The organism is Neobacillus sp. 114, assembly GCF_030127045.1.
Lineage (GTDB): Bacteria > Bacillota > Bacilli > Bacillales > Cytobacillaceae > Neobacillus > Neobacillus rhizophilus.
In genome coordinates this window covers 1,878,371-1,899,050 of sequence record NZ_CP126144.1, presented here as the reverse complement: position 1 = coordinate 1,899,050, position 20,680 = coordinate 1,878,371, and the positions used below count along the sequence as shown (strand labels likewise).

The 20,680-nt window shown below is 38.4% G+C and carries 22 protein-coding genes; 6 read left to right on the top strand and 16 right to left on the bottom strand.

The window, feature by feature from the left end:
• Window positions 1–5: 5 nt before the first annotated feature.
• Both QNN06_RS09495 and QNN06_RS09490 read right to left on the bottom strand, forming a co-directional pair.
• On the bottom strand, window positions 6–476 hold the full coding sequence (locus QNN06_RS09495) for a YhcN/YlaJ family sporulation lipoprotein (protein ID WP_249366443.1): 471 nt from the start codon (window positions 474–476) through the stop codon (window positions 6–8).
• A gap of 315 nt (window positions 477–791) precedes the next feature.
• Entirely contained in the window at window positions 792–1,148 is a 357-nt protein-coding gene (locus tag QNN06_RS09490; RefSeq protein ID WP_213116589.1) for a DUF1360 domain-containing protein, read from the bottom strand.
• Between the two features lie 148 nt (window positions 1,149–1,296).
• Between QNN06_RS09490 and QNN06_RS09485 the strand changes: the two genes are divergently transcribed.
• Window positions 1,297–1,806, top strand: a complete 510-nt coding sequence (locus QNN06_RS09485) for a CotY/CotZ family spore coat protein (RefSeq protein ID WP_213116590.1) — start codon at window positions 1,297–1,299, stop codon at window positions 1,804–1,806.
• A 78-nt stretch (window positions 1,807–1,884) separates the two neighbouring features.
• Here the strand turns inward: QNN06_RS09485 and QNN06_RS09480 are convergent, their stop codons facing one another.
• From QNN06_RS09480 to QNN06_RS09470, 3 genes are all read right to left on the bottom strand, one after another.
• Window positions 1,885–2,382 carry a CotO family spore coat protein gene (locus QNN06_RS09480; RefSeq protein WP_213116591.1) on the bottom strand — a complete coding sequence of 166 codons (498 nt, stop codon included), beginning with the start codon at window positions 2,380–2,382 and terminating at the stop codon, window positions 1,885–1,887.
• A gap of 115 nt (window positions 2,383–2,497) precedes the next feature.
• Window positions 2,498–3,268: an enoyl-ACP reductase FabI gene (gene fabI / locus QNN06_RS09475; protein WP_213116592.1), complete on the bottom strand. Its 771-nt coding sequence runs from the start codon at window positions 3,266–3,268 to the stop codon at window positions 2,498–2,500.
• Window positions 3,269–3,358: 90 nt separating this feature from the next.
• A complete protein-coding gene (locus QNN06_RS09470; RefSeq protein ID WP_284037499.1) occupies window positions 3,359–5,230 on the bottom strand; it encodes a monovalent cation:proton antiporter family protein in 1,872 nt (623 codons plus the stop codon).
• A 75-nt stretch (window positions 5,231–5,305) separates the two neighbouring features.
• On the opposite strand from QNN06_RS09470, the gene prpE reads away from it, so the two are divergent.
• Entirely contained in the window at window positions 5,306–6,046 is a 741-nt protein-coding gene (prpE, locus tag QNN06_RS09465) for a bis(5'-nucleosyl)-tetraphosphatase PrpE (protein WP_213116594.1), read from the top strand.
• Window positions 6,047–6,144: 98 nt separating this feature from the next.
• Here the strand turns inward: prpE and QNN06_RS09460 are convergent, their stop codons facing one another.
• The 4 genes from QNN06_RS09460 to QNN06_RS09445 are packed head-to-tail and all read right to left on the bottom strand — an operon-like array spanning window position 6,145 to window position 8,917.
• Window positions 6,145–7,041 (bottom strand): RluA family pseudouridine synthase, encoded by an 897-nt coding sequence (locus QNN06_RS09460; protein WP_213116595.1) that lies wholly within the window; start codon window positions 7,039–7,041, stop codon window positions 6,145–6,147.
• Between the two features lie 17 nt (window positions 7,042–7,058).
• Entirely contained in the window at window positions 7,059–7,853 is a 795-nt protein-coding gene (locus QNN06_RS09455; protein WP_213116596.1) for an NAD kinase, read from the bottom strand.
• A 42-nt stretch (window positions 7,854–7,895) separates the two neighbouring features.
• Entirely contained in the window at window positions 7,896–8,534 is a 639-nt protein-coding gene (gene yjbM / locus QNN06_RS09450) for a GTP diphosphokinase (RefSeq protein ID WP_213116597.1), read from the bottom strand.
• 23 nt (window positions 8,535–8,557) lie between these two features.
• Window positions 8,558–8,917: a UPF0738 family protein gene (locus tag QNN06_RS09445; protein ID WP_213116598.1), complete on the bottom strand. Its 360-nt coding sequence runs from the start codon at window positions 8,915–8,917 to the stop codon at window positions 8,558–8,560.
• Between the two features lie 120 nt (window positions 8,918–9,037).
• On the opposite strand from QNN06_RS09445, the gene QNN06_RS09440 reads away from it, so the two are divergent.
• The 3 genes from QNN06_RS09440 to QNN06_RS09430 all read left to right on the top strand — a co-directional run bounded on the left by QNN06_RS09440 (window position 9,038) and on the right by QNN06_RS09430 (window position 11,021).
• Window positions 9,038–9,616 (top strand): CYTH domain-containing protein, encoded by a 579-nt coding sequence (locus QNN06_RS09440; RefSeq protein WP_213116599.1) that lies wholly within the window; start codon window positions 9,038–9,040, stop codon window positions 9,614–9,616.
• A 134-nt stretch (window positions 9,617–9,750) separates the two neighbouring features.
• Complete coding sequence (locus tag QNN06_RS09435) at window positions 9,751–10,158, top strand: globin domain-containing protein (RefSeq protein WP_213116600.1); 408 nt, start codon at window positions 9,751–9,753, stop codon at window positions 10,156–10,158.
• Window positions 10,155–11,021 carry a ClpXP adapter SpxH family protein gene (locus tag QNN06_RS09430; RefSeq protein ID WP_213116601.1) on the top strand — a complete coding sequence of 289 codons (867 nt, stop codon included), beginning with the start codon at window positions 10,155–10,157 and terminating at the stop codon, window positions 11,019–11,021. The genes QNN06_RS09435 and QNN06_RS09430 overlap by 4 nt, the downstream gene beginning before the upstream one ends.
• A 547-nt stretch (window positions 11,022–11,568) precedes the next feature.
• Here QNN06_RS09430 and pepF read toward each other — a convergent pair.
• The 5 genes from pepF to spxA all read right to left on the bottom strand — a co-directional run bounded on the left by pepF (window position 11,569) and on the right by spxA (window position 17,889).
• The gene (pepF, locus tag QNN06_RS09425; RefSeq protein ID WP_213116602.1) at window positions 11,569–13,392 is read right to left on the bottom strand and encodes an oligoendopeptidase F; all 1,824 of its coding nucleotides are present in this window, start codon (window positions 13,390–13,392) and stop codon (window positions 11,569–11,571) included.
• Window positions 13,393–13,518: 126 nt separating this feature from the next.
• Window positions 13,519–14,700, bottom strand: coding sequence for a competence protein CoiA (locus QNN06_RS09420; protein ID WP_213116603.1), 1,182 nt, complete (start codon window positions 14,698–14,700; stop codon window positions 13,519–13,521).
• Window positions 14,701–14,805: 105 nt separating this feature from the next.
• The gene (gene cls / locus QNN06_RS09415; protein ID WP_284037915.1) at window positions 14,806–16,317 is read right to left on the bottom strand and encodes a cardiolipin synthase; all 1,512 of its coding nucleotides are present in this window, start codon (window positions 16,315–16,317) and stop codon (window positions 14,806–14,808) included.
• A gap of 157 nt (window positions 16,318–16,474) precedes the next feature.
• Window positions 16,475–17,146, bottom strand: coding sequence for an adaptor protein MecA (mecA, locus tag QNN06_RS09410; RefSeq protein WP_213116604.1), 672 nt, complete (start codon window positions 17,144–17,146; stop codon window positions 16,475–16,477).
• A 347-nt stretch (window positions 17,147–17,493) separates the two neighbouring features.
• Window positions 17,494–17,889, bottom strand: a complete 396-nt coding sequence (gene spxA, locus QNN06_RS09405; protein WP_042455300.1) for a transcriptional regulator SpxA — start codon at window positions 17,887–17,889, stop codon at window positions 17,494–17,496.
• A gap of 563 nt (window positions 17,890–18,452) precedes the next feature.
• On the opposite strand from spxA, the gene QNN06_RS09400 reads away from it, so the two are divergent.
• On the top strand, window positions 18,453–18,638 hold the full coding sequence (locus QNN06_RS09400) for a hypothetical protein (protein ID WP_213116605.1): 186 nt from the start codon (window positions 18,453–18,455) through the stop codon (window positions 18,636–18,638).
• A gap of 43 nt (window positions 18,639–18,681) precedes the next feature.
• On the opposite strand, the gene QNN06_RS09395 is transcribed toward QNN06_RS09400, so the two are convergent.
• Window positions 18,682–19,623, bottom strand: coding sequence for an ABC transporter ATP-binding protein (locus tag QNN06_RS09395; protein WP_213116606.1), 942 nt, complete (start codon window positions 19,621–19,623; stop codon window positions 18,682–18,684).
• Window positions 19,624–20,667, bottom strand: a complete 1,044-nt coding sequence (locus QNN06_RS09390) for an ABC transporter ATP-binding protein (protein ID WP_213116607.1) — start codon at window positions 20,665–20,667, stop codon at window positions 19,624–19,626.
• Between the last annotated feature and the right edge of the window lie 13 nt (window positions 20,668–20,680).

Sequence of the window (20,680 nt, the reverse complement as noted above, 5' to 3'; positions counted from 1 at the left end):
CTTTCCTACTTGATATCCTCTGTCATTTTAACGATCTCATTAAAACGTTTTTCTGCATCTCGATGGTTAAACTTAGACGAGGACCTCATCTTTTCATCAAGCCGTACGACTTCCAGAAATATTTTATAGTCACTTGAGACGGTAAATTTCTCTTTTGGATATTTTTTCTCAAGCATTTTGGTAACATTTTTTTCAATCTTTTTCATTTTAAAGCGATGCAAATGCTTTACCTTATAGGCAACAAGGATTGCTTTTTTCCCTTTGACGACAGCGACATCATACAATTCTGGAAAAGAACTTACATCTTGTTTAATTTTCTCTACCTGGTCATTTCCTTTATGCCCATCAGTGACAACTGGTGGGGGATTTGTAGTTTTCACGAGCGCGAGCTGGCTGTCTTTTGCTTTTTGATCCTGATTGCAGGAAACCAGTAAGATTACACTCATCAATATAATGAATCGATATGTATTATGCATAACGGTTTTCATCCCTTTTTTATAAATATGACTGTCATTAGTTTTTTCGACATTGACTAAAAATATGACTAAGTTAAGAGAAAAAAATAAAACTGCCAGTTACCCAGCAGTTTTCACTCCTACTTATATGTTGTCTTTTTACCACAGCCGCATCCCTGTTTTTTTATAGCATTTGATGGTTGTGTAACCTTCGTTGTCTGATTTGTCTGGGATTTCTTCTTTTTCCTTGTCACGTTTTTTCCTCCATTCAAATACAATTCATTAGTTACTAATCATCATATGAAAAAAACGAAAGTCTTGTCTCAGGCAAAATCCTTATTTCTCAATTAAATATTGAATAACTGTTTCCACCATCGCCGCTATACCTGCAACGGCTAGTATGAGTATCATCGGCTCCGCCCATCTAGGGGAGAGATAGGATATACCTACAATAATGGCAGAAGACCATATTCCTGTACACCAATAACAACTCAGCAGTTCGCCTATAAATCGTCTTATTCCAGATTTTTTGGGAATATAATATAATTCCACTTCACCTTCTGGATTTACTTCCTCTACCTCATCAAAAAAGGGATTTCGTAAAAATTCAGTAATTTTATCAAAAACAATTAACCTTGTAAACCGAAAGCTTGCCAACGCTAAAAGGAGCAGGTTGATTAAATTTATCTTCATATTGAAAAACCCTTTCATTTTTGGACATATGTCTGTATATGGAAATAGCCTAATTTTGTTAAATAAGGCAATTGTCCGTAACCCATAAGGCTTTCGTGAAATATGTTAGTAATGTAAGATATATAACGGATTAAGGAGGAAAAAATAAATGGGTTCTGGAAATTTTCGTAATGATCACAAAAGCACCAACTGTGTATGCGAAGTAGTCCGCGCGATTAAAGAGCTCCAAGATAACGCTGTTGAAGAAGCAGAATGTCAATCATGTACCAGCTGCTTTAATGAGCCGCTTGGTTCATTAGTCTCACCTGTAAAAGAAATGGTTGACACGCGCGTATTCGTTTTAAAAACAGCTGATGGCACACCATTTCACGCATTCTTTAATGACGATTACAATGCATGCGTCTCCATCTATTTCCGCGTAGAGGATGTGTTCGATAACTGCTGTGCTACACTTCGCGTATTAGTTCCTGGCAAAAAAGACGGTGGAAACTTTGTTCCAGTCAATTTCGTAAGAGGCGATGACAAATGCTGCATTAACCTTTCTAAACATTGCCAAGTAACTTGCTTTAAGGCAAGCAACGATTGTGTAACAGTTGACTTAAGCTGCTTCTGTGCAATCCAATGTATTGCAGACGTAAACCTTGGAATTTGCGATTAAATAAATTAGCCAGTCGGTGAATCGGCTGGCCTTTTTTTGTCTAGCTATAAGAAGAATATGGTATTTTAAAGCTATTCATTATCTCTTTATTCCAATCATAATGACATTTGTAATTTCATCAGCATAAAATGTTTTTTGCATTTTATTATGATATTGAATGGTTATTTGATTATCCTCATAACTGGTCAGGTAGCCTAAATGTTTTTCATCTTTTGTATAAAAGACACAGGGAACAGGCGGAAGTACTTTCGGAAAGTTAATTAAATATTCCAACCTTTCCTTTACCGACATTTCCTTAAATGGTTTAACCCGTTTAAAGGCAGAGCGGTTATGTTCGGGGGGTATAGAAGATGCAGAATTCTTTTTTTCTGTTTTTGCATCTAACGATTCTGCCCCCCTGTTAGCATTAGTGACAATTTTTTTATTTTCCTCTGTACTTAGGTTCTCTTCCTCTTCCGCTTCCGGCTCAGCATCAATCTTAATTCTAAAAATCTCCTGCATATTTTGGTTTGTATGATTCCTTGAAAAAGGCTGCCCAATGTTGAAAAATGGCCCCTGATTTTTTGTATTTGACATAAAAAGCACCTCCCTTATGGCATCCTACACTTTTATATATATGTAAATGGCCTATAGTCGTTAACTTTTTTTCAACACAAAAAAGCCCGCAGTTCATTTTGCGGGCTTTTTTGTATTACACAATATGATATCCAGAGTCTACGTGAATATTTTCCCCTGTAATTCCACGGGAAAGATGGCTGAATAGGAAAACTGCCGTATCGCCTACTTCCTCCGGCGTTGTTGTTCTCCGTAATGGGGCTTTTTCTTCAATTTCCTTTAGAATCATGTTAAATTCACTGATTCCTTTTGCGGATAGTGTTCGGATTGGACCGGCAGAAATGGAATTTACACGAATATTATCTTTACCTAGATCTGCAGCTAAATAGCGAACGCTTGCATCAAGGGAAGCTTTTGCAACACCCATAACATTGTAGTTTTTGATGGCTCTTTCTCCCCCAAGGTATGTGAGAGTTACGATGCTGCCGCCTTCTGTCATGAGGCCGCGTGCTTCCTTCGCTACTGCCGTTAAGGAATAGGAGCTGATATTATGTGCCAGCAGGAAGCCGTCCCTAGTTGTATTCATATATTCGCCAGATAATTCTTCCTTATTAGCGAATGCAATACAATGGGCCACTCCATGAATAGTTCCAACCGCTTCTTTTATTTCGGCAAAACACGTAGCAATTGCTTCGTCACTAGTCACATCACATGGCAGCACTAAAGTTCCCTCTGCATTTAAGGAATCCGCTAATTCCCGTACACTGCTCTCAAGTCTTTCCCCGGCAAACGTAAATACCAACCGTGCCCCAGCGTCATGCAGTGAGCGGGCAATCCCCCAAGCGATACTCCGCTTATTAGCAACACCCATTACGACAAATGTTTTTCCAGTTAAAGATAAATTCATTTTAAAAAAATCCTCCTACATGATAACTGATATTAGTACTTGGTACTAATTCTACACTAATTCTGAATAAATGAAAAGTACTTGCCTTTTCTAATAATAGCTTTTGCCTGGTTCTGAAAATTCAAGCTCTCTCTTCAGTTCATCCACATATTCCTTTGAACCTGTGACAATCAGGCGGTCATGTATTTGCAGCTCCGTATCTCCATGAGGCACGATGGAATCCTTTCCTCTGAAAATCCTGACAAAAATAACATCCCCGGTAAACGGAAATCTTCTTAATGACATACCGTCAAATAATTCATTTTTCATGACAATTTCATATAACCCTGTTTCCTGATTCGTCAATATATTTATGACTGTAGGAGACTCAATCATCGCCCGAAGCAACGCTTTAGTTGACGTAAAAGATGAAAACACCTCAACCCCTTGTTCCCGCAATCTAGTCTCCAGTTCAGGACTTTCAATCCTAGCAATGACCCTTTGGACACCTTTTTCTTTTGCAGCCATAGCCAGATTTGCATTCACTTCCTGGTTTCCTGTTAAAATAACCACTATTTCAGACTCAAATACTTTTGTATTTTCAATGGCCTCCTGCGAATAATCCGGGATTTCCTTTATTTCAAATACCGAGTCAGCAAATGGTTTTTCTGCTTTTTCAATTTTTTGATGATATAGGACGGGATTATAGAGTCCGGACTTTAATTCCCGGGAGACAGGCAAAGTAATCTGGTTAGCACCTAAAAAGGCAATGGACACCCTTCTTCCCTCTGCTGCTTCTCGAGGAAACAACTTTTTAAAAACAATCGGCGTAAAAATAGAAGTGATTACTGCGACAAGGATTAGTGTTCCTTTCATCTGCTCTGATATAACTCCAATCCGTTCTCCGATTGTCGCCGCCGCAATCACAAGTGACAATGTGGAGGTAAGCAGAAAGCCCGAGGCAATGACTGTTTTCATATCGTACCATATCTTTAAAAGGTATACAGGAATCAGCTTTGACAATAAAAGCCCTATCAATAATAACGGTATTAATAACAACAGTTTCTTTTCACTGAATAACGTCCAAATATCCAGTTCTACACCTACCATTACAAAGAAGATAGGAATTAAAAAACCGTACCCAAAGGAATCAAGCTTATGAACCAGCTCTTGGTTTGGTGCCAATAAAGAAACGAGAACACCTGCCAAAAATGCACCCAAGATATTTTCGGCCCCGACAGTTTCGGATAATCCCACCAATACAATAATCAGCATAAATACAGCCCTCGTGCCGATTTGGACAGTCCCTGTTGACAGTGTTTCAATAAAACTGCGATTTTTAAATCTTTTGCCGATAAAATAGAGGATAACTCCTGCTCCGAATAATATCAGCAGAAGCCATGTATCTCCCTCTCCTCCTTCATTCAAGGACACAAAGAGGGCAAGAAGAATCATTGTAGCTAAATCAGCGATTACCGCCACCAATAAGATAATCTGCCCTATCACCGTTTTCATTAAGTGGGCTTCTTTTAAGGTGGGCACGACTACTCCCAATGAAATCGTCGAAATGATCAGTGTCATTAAAAAAGCATTATCGATAAATCCTGCCAAAACAAAGAGATACGATAAACCGAGTGAGAGAATGAAGACACCGGCAAAGATAACGGATGAGACCAGAAAGGAGTTCGGTTCTTTTTTCCCGTTTGGAAGGGTCTCACGTTTTTTCCCACCTGAAAATGCAGTAAAGTCAATTTCAAGTCCACTTAAGAACATAAGAAAAATAAAGCCAAGTGTTGACAAGGTAGACAGCCACATATCTTCATGAACGATATTGAATCCACTCGACCCAATAATGAGGCCCATGATAATTTCCGCAACAACAACTGGAATGAAATTTAATTTAAATCGATGCAAAAGAATTGGAGTTAAAAATGCCATTGTCACAACAATCAATAATGAAATAATGGAGACGTGTTGTTCCATCATACTCCTCCCTTACGAATAGTAATAAATGCTGACAATCCGACAAAAAATAAGAATTGGAAAGGGGCAACTATCATGAAAATAGATATTATCGGAGATATCCATGGATGCTTCACAGAATTCTCGGAGTTAACCGCAAAATTAGGTTACGATTGGAAAAGTGGGATTCCCCTCCATTCGGAAAACAGAATACTTGGGTTTGTCGGTGATTTAACCGACAGAGGGCCAAATTCTCTTAAAGTAATTGAAGTCGTTTGGAAGCTGGTCATCGAGCAGAAAAAAGCTTTCTATACTCCTGGAAACCATTGCAATAAGCTGTATCGCTTTTTCCTTGGCAACAAAGTTCAAATTGCTCACGGACTCGAAACAACTGTTGCGGAATATGAATCATTATATAGGAAAGACCAAGAGTCCATTCGTAAAAAATTTATGGAACTTTATGAAAAGGCTCCAATGTATCTAGTATTAGACAACAAACAGCTAGTAATCGCCCATGCGGGAATTAAACAAGAACTAATCGGAAAGAGAAATAATGAAGTGAAAAAATTCGTCCTTTACGGAGATATTACAGGTGAAAAGCACCCGGATGGATCCCCTGTCAGAAGAGACTGGGCTAAACAGTATCATGGGGAAGCTTATATTGTTTATGGACATACGCCTGTGAAGGAACCAAGAATCATTAATAAAACGTATAATATTGACACAGGAGCAGTATTTGGCGGCCAACTTTCAGCGTTAAGATATCCGGAAATGGAAGTCGTCTCCGTCCCTTCCACTATGCCATACATTGAAGAAAAGTTTAAACATTTTGAATAAAATAAATGAAAACTCGCCGATTGGGGAGTCCGATAGGACGAAGACAGAGGCGTAGTTGAATTTATACTTTCTTATTAGCTAAAAGAAGGCTGGCCTTTTTAATCACGACCAGCCTCTATTAATTTCTTCATATCATCCGGCAAAGGTGCCGTAAAGATCATTTCCTCCCGGGTAAGGGGGTGAATGAAGTGGATTTCTTTACAATGTAACGCCTGCCTATCAATTAACGAGATGTCTCCCCCATACAAATCATCACCGAGCAAAGGATGACCCAAATAAGACATATGGACCCTGATTTGATGGGTCCGTCCAGTTTCCAGGTTCAGTTCAACCTGGGTAAATTCCCTATGCCTTGATATGACTCGGTAATGGGTACAAGCATATTGTCCATCCTCACGGACCTCCCTTTCGATGATGCTTTCCGCTTTACGTCCGATTGGGGCGTTTACCGTGCCTCTATCCACTGACAACAAACCACCTGCAAATGCTTCATAGGTTCGTTTCACTTGAGATTTTCGCTGCATTAAACTAAACAAATGATGAACATGACGATGTTTGGCCACTAAAACAATCCCAGAGGTATCCCGATCCAGCCGAGTTACAATATGGGCTGTGGCGGTTAGACCTGTTTTTTGATAATATCCTAGAAGGGCATTTGCCAGGCTCCCGGCAGGATGCTCCCTTGATGGAATTGTACTCATACCGGCTGGTTTAACTACAACAAGCAAAAATTCATCCTCAAACAGAATCGTCAATGGAAGCTTCTCTCCCGGAAAACTCGGGCTCTCGGAAGGGAATATAACTGTCAGTACATCCCCTTCGACGAGCTTATACCTAACATTTACATCTTCACTGTTGACAAGGATTCTCCCGCCCTTGAATTTAATATCCGTCAAAGCAGTCCGAGAGATTTCTTCCATCTTTAAAAACTCTTTAATGAGCAATCCGGCACTATTATGATCAATACTCCAATGAAGTTTAAAATTTTGTGTCATTCCGTGTTTTCCTTCAATTAGTCCGAAATAAATGAATCATGTACTCTTTTCCAGAAAGGAAACGGACGGAACCTAGCAAAACGGATTTTTTCCTCCGGAACCCTGAATTGGATTGACTTTACATCCTTATGGAGCAGGGTTAAATGATCAATCGTAATCTGGAAATCCGTCCGATTTACGGGCTTTAACATACATGTGTGGTGTGCAGGCAGAATAAGCGGCGACCCTACTGTTCTGAAAACCCTGTTGTTAATGGATGCCATTTCCGCCACTTGAAGGGCTTGGATGGACGGGTGAATAATGGCTCCGCCTAGCGCTTTATTATAGGCTGTACTGCCTGAAGGGGTAGAAATACAAAGACCATCTCCACGAAATCTTTCAAAATGCTGGCCGCGTATTTCTACATCCATGACCAGCGTTCCCTCCACACCCTTTACGGTAGATTCATTTAACGCTAGGTACCTGGATTCCTTACCCGCATGAGAATAACGAATAATGACCTCCAAAAGTGGATATTCAACAACCTGAAACGGTGTCTTTGCAATAGCAATGACCAGCTTTTCGATTTCCTCAGGGGTCCAATCTGCATAAAAACCGAGGTGTCCAGTATGGATCCCAACAAATGCCGTTTTATCCAAACGGCTGCTATAACGGTGGAAAGCATATAGGAGCGTCCCGTCTCCTCCTACGGAGATGACGATATCCGGCTGGTCTTCATCATACTTTAACTCAAAATCCAGCAAATAGGTCCTCATTTTATGCATTAGAATATTTGATTTTTGATCCCCTTTAGATGTTATCGCAAATTTCATTTTTTTACCCCTTGTATTGGAATAATCTATATAAACAGCGGCTCATTTTTTTTCTTCTTGGGCTGTTTCCTTCTTTCTCGTAAAAAAAGCCTGTGCTTCTTTAATTTCACCCCGAATAAGTGACATTTCCTCATCTAAACGGAAAGCTGCCTCTGCCGCACGCTGGAGTCGCATTTTTATATCAGTAGGAAAGGCACCTTTATACTTATAGTTTAAGGAGTGTTCAATGGTTGCCCAAAAATTCATGGCCAAGGTCCGAATTTGTATTTCGGCTAGAATTTTCTTTTCCCCGTGAATAGTTTGCACCGGGTATTGAATGACAACGTGATAGGAACGGTATCCACTGATTTTTTCATGAGAAATATAATCCCTTTCCTCCACTATTTCAAAATCATTGCGGTTTCGGAGCAGCGAAACGACCCGATAAATATCCTCCACAAACTGACACATAATCCGAAGGCCGGCAATATCCTGCATTTCCACTTCAAGTTTATCTAACGGTATTCCTTTTTGAGTTGCTTTATCTAAAATACTGGCAATTGGCTTTACACGGCCGGTAACAAATTCAATTGGTGAATGTGTCGAATCGAGTTCAAATTGACCTCTCATTCCCTTTAATTTTATCTTGAGCTCATTAATTGCCTGCTTATAAGGGGTTAAAAATTGGTCCCAATGCTTCATGACTCCACCTCGACAAGAACAAATTATGGATGAAAAACTGATTCTGCTTTTTCAACCATTTCTTTACCGTAATTGCTATTTCCTTTTATGTTGTTAATAATAAAATCAAACTCTTCATTAAAACGCTGAAGTTCTATTTTTTCATTTCCGTCGGAAATCCAAACCGGAAGTTCTGCAGCCATCTTCAAGTCTGGCCAGATTGGTTCCGGAAACACGATGTATGTATAGTCATCTGAATCTTCCATTAGATAAATAAAGGAATAATGTTCAGAATCCACCAGGATTTGTTCGGCTGGAACTAAACCATTTATTGCTTCCGATACTTCTAAAACAAGTGCATTTTCCATTACATTTGCCGCTTGGACTATTAGTTTTTTCCTCATTTTTTACCTCCATCTTCCATACCCACTATTTTAACATAATTCCTCATTTCTCCCAAGGATTGCAGTTTCAACTGAAGATGAGATAATGTAAATAATTTTTATCGGAAAGGAAGACAAACGATGCCGCAAAATATTGAAATAGAATTTAAAAACATGCTGACAAAAGAAGAATATTTAAGATTATTAACCGATTTTCAAATTGATGAAATAAATATTTTTTTTCAGGAGAACCATTACTTCGATACGAAGGAGTTTGCCTTAAAGGATAAGGGTTCAGCTTTAAGAATCCGGTTAAAAAAGAATAGCTGGGAAATGACGTTAAAGCAGCCTGCAGAAATCGGACTTCTTGAAACAAATCAAATACTTAGCGAAAGGGAAGCTCTAGAAGCAATTCAATTTGGGAGACTTCCTTTGGGCCAAATAAAGCTGATCATAGAAGAAATGGGTATCCCCTTTGGTAAATTGGTTTATTTCGGATCTTTGGCAACAAGACGTGCTGAAGCAGCGTTTAAGAAAGGCGTACTCGTTTTCGACCACAATATTTACCTAAATCAAGAGGATTTTGAACTAGAATATGAGGTTGAAAACTTTCAGGAGGGGCAGGAAGTCTTTTTGCAGCTGTTAAAAAATTATCAAATTCCTGTTAGAAAAACAGAAAACAAAATTCGCCGCTTTTACAGGCAGAAATACAACTTATAAATTAGTTTCGTAAGAAAAGCCATATTGGACACATTAATAATATCCTTTTTTCTGAAGCAATTCATTTGAGATAAAAATTAGGCATTGTTAAAATGAATGTAAACTTGATAATGACGAGAGGAGGAGTTGTCAACATGATGAATAATCAACTAACACCATTTGAGGTTATTGGAGAAGAAACGCTCCATCGTCTTGTGGACACTTTTTATGGCCTTGTTGCACAACATCCTGACCTTGCTCCTATATTCCCAAATGATTTTTCTGAAATTGCCCATAAACAAAAGCAATTTTTAACACAATATTTAGGCGGCCCTCCACTTTATTCTGAGGAACATGGACACCCGATGATGCGTGCCCGCCATCTGCCCTTTCCGGTTACGCCAAAGCGTGCCAAAGCCTGGCTTTCATGCATGACCAAAGCAATGGATAAAATCGGCTTAGAAGGACCGATTAGGGATGAATTTTATTACAGGCTTTATCTAACTGCCCAGCACATGATAAATACACCTGACAATCAAGAAAATTCCGGTGAGCCATCGTGAATAATTTTGATTACTCAAATTCTTTGCAGCCAATCAATAGCAGCGATAAAAAACCGATAGAAATTTATTTATTTATTGATCCGCTTTGTCCCGAATGCTGGTCACTTGAGCCTATCATGAAAAAGCTTCAGATTGAGTATGGACGTTACTTTTCTATCAAGCATGTTCTAAGTGGAAAATTGACGAATTTAAATATAAGCCGAAAAAAAAATGTTGAAAACCTTGCGCAGGTTTGGGAGAAAACAACGAGCAGGTCAATAATATCTTGTGAAGGAAATCATGGGTTTGAAGACCCTGTACATGCTCCCTATAATGTATCGATTGCGTTAAAAGCAGCAGAGCTTCAGGGGAGACGTGCAGGAATTCGCTTCCTCCGCGCAATCCAAGAGGTATTATTTTTGGAAAAAAGGAATATTTCAGATTTAGGAGTATTAAGAGAGTGTGCAGATAAAGCAGGACTTGAAATTCAAGAATTTCTTCAAGACATGCATTCGGAGAGTGCTGCAAAAGCTTTTCAGTGCGACCTGCAAATTACTTCCGAAATGGAAGTTCGCGAAATTCCCACTCTTGTCTTCTTCAATGAGAACGTTGAAGAAGAAGGAATAAAAATAACAGGAACATATCCATATGAGGTTTATGTTCAAATTCTGGAGGAAATGCTCGCAGAAAAACCGATTAAATCTCCACTTCCTCCACTGGAAATATTTTTAAAGAATTTTAAATTTGTCGCCTCAAAGGAAATTGCTCTTGTATATAATATGACCATTTCACAAATTGAACGGGAAATGAAAAAATTGCTCCTTAAGCAGGTGGTGCAGCAAATCCCTGCAAAGTTCGGGACCTTTTGGAAGTATATTAAATAGCTTATGATAATGTATAACAGAAATGCCCTGCAGCCATCAACTGCAGGGCATTTCTCTTAATACGAACAAAGGGGATGGGAGAAATTTTTCACGGTCAAACAAAGGGGTATATGTTTGTTGTGATCAACTTCACGTATTAAATATAGCATGGGCTGAGATGGGTGACAATAAGTTTGTGCTTTATTTCACATTATTGTCAAAATATCATAAATTCATAGAGTAGACCATAAATATAAAGGAAAGATATTTACTAAAAAAGGATGGATTAAGAAATTGAAAAAGTTCTCCATTACGCTGATGATTCTTTTTTTTATTTTTGCATTTTTTTTACATGTACTGGCACTCATGAAAATTTTCCCGATTATAATTAGCATCCCCGTATTGTTTCTTTCCATCTTAACCCCCATAATCTCCATCAATGACAGAAAAAAATTTAAGGGATTTTAAATGAAAACTCACCGATTGGCTAGTCCGATAGGACGGTTCATGAGGCGTAGTTGAAATTATTCGTTAGGAAAGGGATGGCGACTATACCATCCCTCCTTCTTTATTTTTTTAGCAATAGTTGTTCTAATTCACCTAGTTTTTCTTCAAACACCTTGCAGGCATCCTTGATTGGCTCAGAGCTTGTCATATCCACTCCGGCTTTCTTTAATACTTCGATTGGATAATCGGAGCTTCCTGCACTGAGGAATTCAATATACCGTTTTACTGCTGGCTTGCCTTCCTCTAAAATCTGCTTGCTTAGTGCTGTGGCCGCGCTGAAGCCTGTCGCATATTGGTAGACATAATAGTTGTAATAGAAATGCGGGATGCGGGTCCATTCAAGGCCGATTTCCTCATCAATGACAATATCCTCTTCACCGAAGTACTTTTTATTTAATTCATAATAGGTTTTTGTTAATGTTTCAGCCGTTAATGCCTCATTATTCTGCGCCATCTGGTGGATTAAATGCTCGAATTCAGCAAACATCGTCTGACGGAATACCGTCCCTCTAAAGCCTTCCAAATAATGATTCAACAGATAAATCCTCTTTTGTTCATCATCAATTGTTTTTAACAAATAGTCGTTCAGCAGCGCCTCATTGCAGGTAGAAGCCACCTCGGCAACAAAAATCGAATAGTCCCCATATGGGAACGGCTGATTCTTCCGCGTATAGAAGCTGTGTACAGAGTGGCCAAACTCATGTGCTAAGGTGAATAAATTGTTTACGTTATCCTGCCAGTTCATCAGGATATATGGATGCGTTCCGTATGCTCCTGAGGAGTAAGCCCCGCTTCGCTTGCCCTTATTCTCATGGACATCCACCCAGCGGTTTTCAAAGCCTTCTTTTAGAATCTGGGCATACTCATCACCTAACGGAGCTAGCCCTTTTATAACAAGGTCTTTTGCTTCTTCATACTTAATTTCCATTTTCACATCTTTAACTAGTGGTGTGTACAAATCATACATATGAAGCTCCTGAACCCCTAATACTTGTTTGCGGAGCTTTACATAACGGTGCAGCAGATGCAGATTCTCATTAACGGTATTCACTAAGTTATCATAGACCGTTTCAGGAATATTATTAGCAGCAAGGGCTGAATGTCTTGCTGAGTCATAGTTCCGGACCCTAGCATTAAAATTATCCTTTTTTACATTACCGCCTAAGGTACTTGCGAATGTATTTTTAAACTGGCCATAGGTTTGATATACCCCTTTAAAAGCGTCATGCCTAACCCTCTGGTCTTCACTTTCAAGGAAACGGATATAACGGCCATGAGTAATTTCAACCTCGTTTCCATTTTCATCCTTAATGGACGGGAACTCCAAATCGGCATTATTCAGCATGCCGAATGTATTACTAGACGCATTCATTACTTCACTCGCCTCAGCAAGCAGAGCTTCCTGCTCCGCACTCAATACATGCGGCCGTTGCAAATTAATTTCTTCAAGAGAATGTTCATATAGCTTTAATTCCGTTTTTTCACTTAAAAAACCAGTTACTTTACTTTCGTCAATTGCTAGAATTTCCGGAACAATAAAGGCAAATTGGCTCGCTGCTTGAGAATAAAGATTCTTCATTCGATCATCCAAGCCCTGATAAAAAGAGTTTGTCGTATCTTGGTCGTATCTCATATGTGAATATGTATAGAGCTTGCCGATTCTTTCAAAAAGCTGGTCCTGAAATTGAAGGGCTTTATAAAGCGTCTCTGCACTTTCTCCCAATTTTCCTTCGAACTGCTTAATTCCCGGAATTTGTGCCTTCACCTCTTGGAATTCTTTTTCCCATCCCTCATCACTTGCAAAAATATCCTCCAGCTTCCACGTATCTTCAACTGGAATTTCACTTCTTGCCGGGAGTGACTTTACAGCCGTTTCATTTGTCATGATTGATCCTCCATTTCCATTCGATAATCCAATTCCACTTTATTATATTCCATTTTTTCTTTATTTTTCCTCCTTTACGCTTATAAGCAGTAAAGCCTCTCCTATATTATGCCCTGTCATCTATTTTCATTTATTATTTTGATAAAATTTTGACTTTGCCTCATCCTTTTCTCGGTTTGATTGTGGAATCTTGATTTTTCGGTTTATTTCGCATAACCAGTCCCCTTTTCGAATTAAAACGCCCAATTCAATCAGCGTCCGGAAATATTCTATGACCGGTATCATCGGATTAATAGTTTCTAGTAAAGGAAAAGTTCGGATCGTAATATCTTTTTTTGAGATTCTTTTCTGCACCTGGTAATGTATATCCTGATACGAGATCAATGCTCCAGGATTTTTATCAGCTAGACAATCAAGGAATAAGTAGGTTTGCCATACAACTGGAGGGGTTTGAATGTAAACTGCATGAGGAACTGGCAGGCCTATTTCTGGTGGTAATAAAAAGAGATTTAATTTCCGCTGATAAATTTCATGGAGAAAGGGATTTTTTACGGCACCTGCATGAAGAACCCAACTAATTTGATAATTTTCTGCGGCTTCCTTCCACTTTAATAGGTTAATCTTCCATGCATCGGGCTTAGGATTGAGCAAATCCTCAAGTCGCAAACGATCAAGGGAATTGAATGATTGCTCCGCAAAAGCATTTTTAATGGAATACGGAGTAATAGAACTAATTAATTGGAAGGCTTTCTTTTCAGTAGAATAGCAGGGTATATACAATTGACCTGCCATGCCCGTTCGTAAAAATAAGTAATGAAAATTTGAAAAAGGAATGATGTAGCGGTTTTTTTGATGAATGTGATGGCTGGAGATAATCCATAGAGGAGTATAGTGGTGTTCAAGGTAGTTTTTTGTTCTTTTCCAAAATATCTCTTCTGATAGTGTGGAGCATTGAAACTCTAGGGCAAATCTCTGACCATTATGTTCAAACATGATATCGGGACGCTGTTGCATCTTCCGATCATAAAATTCGAGGATACAAGGAATTTTTTGCATGCATAGCCAATGATATAACTGAAGCTTTCCTTCAATATGATTGATGGACTCTGCTTCGTATACTTCGCAGCAGGTGCTTCCTTTTTTATGGGCAAAATGGAATATTCGCTGCTCACCAAGCTTTAATGAAACATTTTCCCCACAGACAGGACATATGAACTCCTCGGATTTTCTAAGGCTTAAAAGTGCTTCTTTCGAGTAACAATTTCCAAGCGAAATTTGTTTACCTGTTTTCGTCTGGGCTGTTAACAATCGGAATCCCCCTCCTTCTTTTCTTCTCCAATTCGACTAAACTTGCCAAAATTCCTTTACAAAAAAAATAAAACCCGCCGGTTTCGACGAGTTTTAACAAAATTTTCACAATAACGGTGAGAGCAGTCTTGCAGTGGATTCTAGCAACCGATACCCCAAATGCCGCTGTTGGAATGTTTTTAAATCTAATTGTATTGCAAATTCTATATCGTTTAGGTATTCTGCAACAAGCTTTTGGGTACTTTTCGTCCGGAAAAGAAACGCATTTACCTCAAAATTCAAATGAAAGCTTCGCATATCCATATTAGAGGTTCCTATCGAAGCCAATTCCCCATCAACAATGACAATTTTGCTGTGCATAAACCCTCTTTCATATTCAAACACCTTTACTCCTGCCTCTAAAAGCTCAGGAAAATAGGATCTTGAAGCATGAAAGACAATCCGCTTATCCGGACGGTTTGGAACTAGAAGCCGTACATCAATTCCACTTAAGGCGGCTACTTTAATGGCGGAGAAAATATCCTCATCTGGTATAAAGTAAGGAGAAGCAATCCAGACTGATTTTCTTGCCGATCCAATCATGGAGAAAAATATATTCTTGATGACACTCCATTCGTTATCCGGGCCTCCTGCGATTAACTGAACACCGCCGTGGCTTTTATGGTCAATTTGTGGAGATAAGTATTCTGCCGTCAGAAAACTATGATTCGTCATATAATACCAATCCTGAAGAAAAATGAGCTGCAGAGTCCGCACTGCTTCGCCCCGAAGCATCAAATGGGTATCCCGCCAGAATCCAATATCCTTATTTCGTCCCAGATATTCATCGCCAATATTTAATCCGCCGACAAACCCAATATTCCCGTCTATGACAATTATTTTTCGGTGGTTGCGGAAATTAAACTTATTATTTAAAAAAGGCAATTTTACCGGCCCAAATGGAACAGTTTCTATTCCTGCATTCTTTAAATCATTGATATAAGCTTTTGAAAGCTTCCAGGACCCAACGGCATCATACATAAAACGAACCTTTACACCTTGATTCGCTTTTTCAATTAATATATTCTTTATTTCTTGACCAATCTGATCATGCCTAATAATATAATATTCCAGATGAATATGGTGCCTCGCCCTTTTTAGTTCCTCCATTATATGAGAAAAAGTTTCCTCACCGTTTGTTAAAACCTTGGTTGCTGTATCAAAGGATATTGGACTATTCCCCAGTTTTTGAGCGAGCATGAATAATTTGCCTTGATGCTCCCCCATTAACTGCAGCTTTTCTTCACTTCTTGGGTCATTTTCACCCTCAATAGTTAAAAAAGCCTGTTTATCAAGAAAATACTTTTTTCTAAACATCCGTTCCTTTCGATAATTCCTGCCAAAGAGAAGATAAAAAATAAACCCCACCAGCGGAAAGCTTCCAAGAACAACCAGCCATGTTATGGTTTGTGTAGGATGTCGGTTTTCCAGAAATATAACAAACCCGATAAAGATGACGGAAAGCGAAATCATTACACTTAGGAACCCTAAAATGCCACTCTCCAACTGATTTTTGAATGCAAAAAGAAGAATTGAAAGAACCAACAAAAATATGACAACCCGAACCGTATTCTTCAGTGTCCTCACCTGCTTTGAAACACCAATATTTAAAGTTAGATAAATGAAAACTCGCCGATTGGCGAGTCCGATAGGACGAAGACAGAGGCATAGTTGAATTTATAATTTCCTATGAGCTAAAATAATACCGATTTCAACTGTGAAATCGGTACCTTTTTTAGCTAAAATGGTTTCGAATAACTTCAAAAACATTCTCAGCAATTATTTCTTTACCGTACTCCTGAATTCGGTGAATCGTTAACTGTGTTTCATACCCATATTCCAGCAATACGCTTAAAACATCATCAATCTCATCTTCACCGAAAACATCTTCCGGGAATTCAGTATATAAGTAATACTTTCCTTCAAAGTGATATAGCGTTGTGACTAAGTTATCAAGACCCGGCCTTTTTGCCAAACTGATCACATCTTCAAAATCTCTAAATGCAAGAATAAACTCCAAATTATCTTCCTCAAGGAGGACTTCCTCATCATCTGAATAATTTGGATTAAAATGCTGATCTAAAAGTTCGTCAATCTTATCGTCAACAGGTAAATCCTTAATTTTATCATTAGGAATGGGAAGTTCAAATTTCTGGCCATCTTTAGAAAGCTGCGCTTTGGTCACAAGTACCTCTAAGCCTTTATCCAAGGCTTGAACCTGAATCCATAACGGACCTTCAACCACAAACTCTTCCTCTCCATGAACTTCATCCATCATTTCCCAAAAGAGTTCTTCACTTCGTTCACGATTGTACCAAATCTCTTCCCGATCAAAGCCTCTTTCTTCTATATCACCATAGGAAATATAAAATTTAACCGTATTTTCATTAATACGTTCAATCTCCATTTTAACCTCTCCCTTCCATTGTTCATATTGAAGGGACTAAATACCCCCAAGCAGATAACTCCCTTAGCATTCACTCTTAAAAAAAGTTTATTCAATGAAACTTTAAATAAAAAAGCAAATACTCTTGTACTTTCATTTTATGATAAAAGAACCAATAAGGGAAATAAAAAAGCGCAATTTCACAAAATCCGTAAATCCGCCCAATATCCAATACGAACAGTAGTCCAGTCAACATTCAGAGGGAAAATTTCCAATATAGATATTCCTTTAATAATAACAAAATTAAATAAAAATTTCAAACAATAAAAATGAAAAAAAGACCTTTATAAAAAAGGTCTTACTCTCAATTAATTTACCATCCGCTGTGCTTCTCGCAATTGATACGTTCTGACCTTTCTAGGCAGGAATCTGCGGATTTCATCTTCATTATATCCAACTTGCAAACGTTTTTCATCAATGATGATTGGGCGGCGAAGCAAACCTGGGTTTTCTTTAATTAATTTGAATAAATCCTGAAGAGGCATTGTATCCAAATTCACATCTAACTTTTGAAAGGTTTTAGATCTCGTTGAAATAATTTCATCCGTTCCATCTTCAGTCATACGTAGAATTTCTTTGATTTCTTCCATAGATAAAGGTTCAGAGAAAATATTTCTTTCCTTATATGGAATCTCATGCTCTTCTAACCATGACTTTGCTTTCCGACATGATGTACAGCTCGGTGAGGTGTATAGTGTTACCATCTGTGTTTCACACTCCTCTATTATTTGCAAATCTATCATATATCAATCCGAAATAAGGGAAATTAACACAATTCCAATGTATTACAGTTTATAAAATTAAAATTATTATAAATAAGGAATTTATATCACCCATTATACACTACAATATCGAAAAAAGGTATCCCTTTTTCAAAAATAATCACTATCAGAATCCCCCCTAAATTATACGTCCTTTATTATATTAGACGAATAATTTCTGCAAAAGTTTCAAAAATTTTTTTATTTTTTTATTTTTTATTACTTTTCTTTGTTAATCATACTAAAATGTTCGTATCTTTATTTATGCTTTCTGAGGGTAATGCATTGTGAATTAAATCTCTTTTTAATAACAAATAACCTGCTAGGATTTTTTCTAAAAAATCCATTCTCAATTAAAATCACAAGATGAAAACGATATCAGTATTTAAATATAGCTTTTCAATAGTTTTTTATTTTTCTCTTTTCTTAAAGGCAAAGTTCTTTTACAATAGGTATAGTGAATAAAATAAAATCAATTCTTTGATTCATCAAATGGAGGGACAATCATGGCTGGATACATAACTGATTTAACAGTTGTTGCACTGTTAGTGATCGGGATTACAGCTTTTATGGGAGTCATCACAAACGGTATTGGTGAAAAGGTATTTGGCGGAAAACGCCGCAGCGAATTTGTCGACCAAAGTGCCAGATTTCAAACTGGCTGGAAAACCGTTGGCGGAAAGAAAAAGTAAAATAATAAAAAAACGATCTCGAAATTCGAGGTCGTTTTTTTTATTATTGTTTAGATTGTGCTTGATATTGTTTAAATTCTGTTTCTGAACAAAGGACAAAGTGTCCCGGCGTAACTTCTCGGAATTCAACCGGCTCATTGTCCTGATAATTATGAGTTGCCGGATCATATGTTTTACGTTTCCGTGTCCGCTCACTAATCGGATCAGGAGCAGGAATCGCAGATAATAATGATTGCGTGTATGGATGAAGCGGGTTTCGGTAAAGTTCATCTGCTGGTGCAAGCTCAACTATTTTCCCAAAATACATAACACCGATACGGTCGCTGATGTATTTTACCATTGACAAGTCATGTGCAATGAACAGATAGGTTAACCCTTTTTCATGCTGGAGCTTTTTCATTAGGTTTACAACCTGCGCTTGAATCGATACGTCCAATGCTGAAATAGGCTCATCCGCAATAATGAACTCCGGTTGAACTGCCAGAGCACGGGCAATCCCAATCCGCTGCCGCTGTCCGCCAGAAAATTCATGTGGATAACGATTAGCATGTTCCTTGTTCAATCCAACAGTTTCAAGCAATTCGTATACCTTTTCCATTCGCTCTTGTTTTGATTTAGCTAACCCGTGGATATCGATTCCCTCGGCAATAACATCCGCAATTTTCAAGCGAGGATTTAATGATGCATATGGATCTTGGAAAATCATTTGCATCTTACGGTTGAATTGTTTCAGTTCCTTCTTGGATTTATTTCCGTGAACATTAACACCATCATAAAGGACTTCTCCGCCTGTGGCATCGTATAGACGAATAATTGTCCGGCCTGTTGTAGATTTACCGCAGCCTGATTCACCCACAAGCCCCATTACCTCTCCTTTATAAATATCAAAAGAGACATTATCAACCGCTTTTACCTCATTAGGTTTGCCTTCATTAAAATACTGTTTTAAATTTTTTATTTCTAATAATTTTTTTCTTTCACTCATTTATTTTCCCACCTTTACACCAGGGAATTGACTTTGACGCCTTTTCACAGCCTCAGGCGGTTCCACCTTTGGAGCATCCGGATGCAATAGCCAAGTGGCTGCATAATGAGTGTCAGATACCTTAAAGAATGGCGGCTCCTGTTCTAGGTCGATTTTCATCACATAAGGGTTACGGGGTGCAAATGCATCACCCTTTGGCGGATCTAATAAATCAGGCGGTGTTCCCGGGATTGAGTATAATTCCTCATCATTTGTTTCCATATCCGGCATGGAGCTAATCAATCCCCATGTATATGGGTGTTTAGGATTATAGAAAATTTCATCAGCAGTCCCAACTTCTACGATTTTACCGCCATACATAACAGCGACTCGGTCAGCAACATTAGCTACAACGCCAAGGTCATGGGTAATAAAGATGATTGATGTATCAATTTTCTTTTGCAAATCCTTCATTAATTCCAGAATTTGAGCCTGGATTGTAACGTCCAAAGCCGTTGTTGGTTCATCTGCGATTAAAACTTTAGGATTACAAGCTAACGCAATAGCTATAACAACCCTTTGTCTCATCCCGCCCGAAAACTGATGCGGGTATTGATCAACACGAATTTCCGGCTTAGGAATACCAACCAGCCTTAAAAGTTCAACTGCTCTTTCTCTGGCGGCACCTTTAGACATGTTTTGGTGCTTAATCAGCGGTTCCATAATTTGATTTCCGATTTTCATTGTAGGGTTTAATGATGTCATCGGGTCTTGGAAAATCATCGAAATGTCTTTACCACGGATTTTTTGCATTTGCTTATCAGATAATTTGGTTAGGTCTTTGCCATCAAAAAGGACCTGGCCTCCTTTTATCTCGGAATTATGTTCTGGAAGAAGCCGCATAATGGATTTTGTGGTAACAGACTTACCAGAACCAGATTCCCCTACAATTGCCAGAGTTTCCCCTTTAAATAAATCAAAACTCACTCCGCGAATTGCTTTAACTTCCCCAGCAAAGGTGTGGAATGAAATATTTAAATCTTTTATTTGTAAAATTTTCTCCACTATAAATCACCCG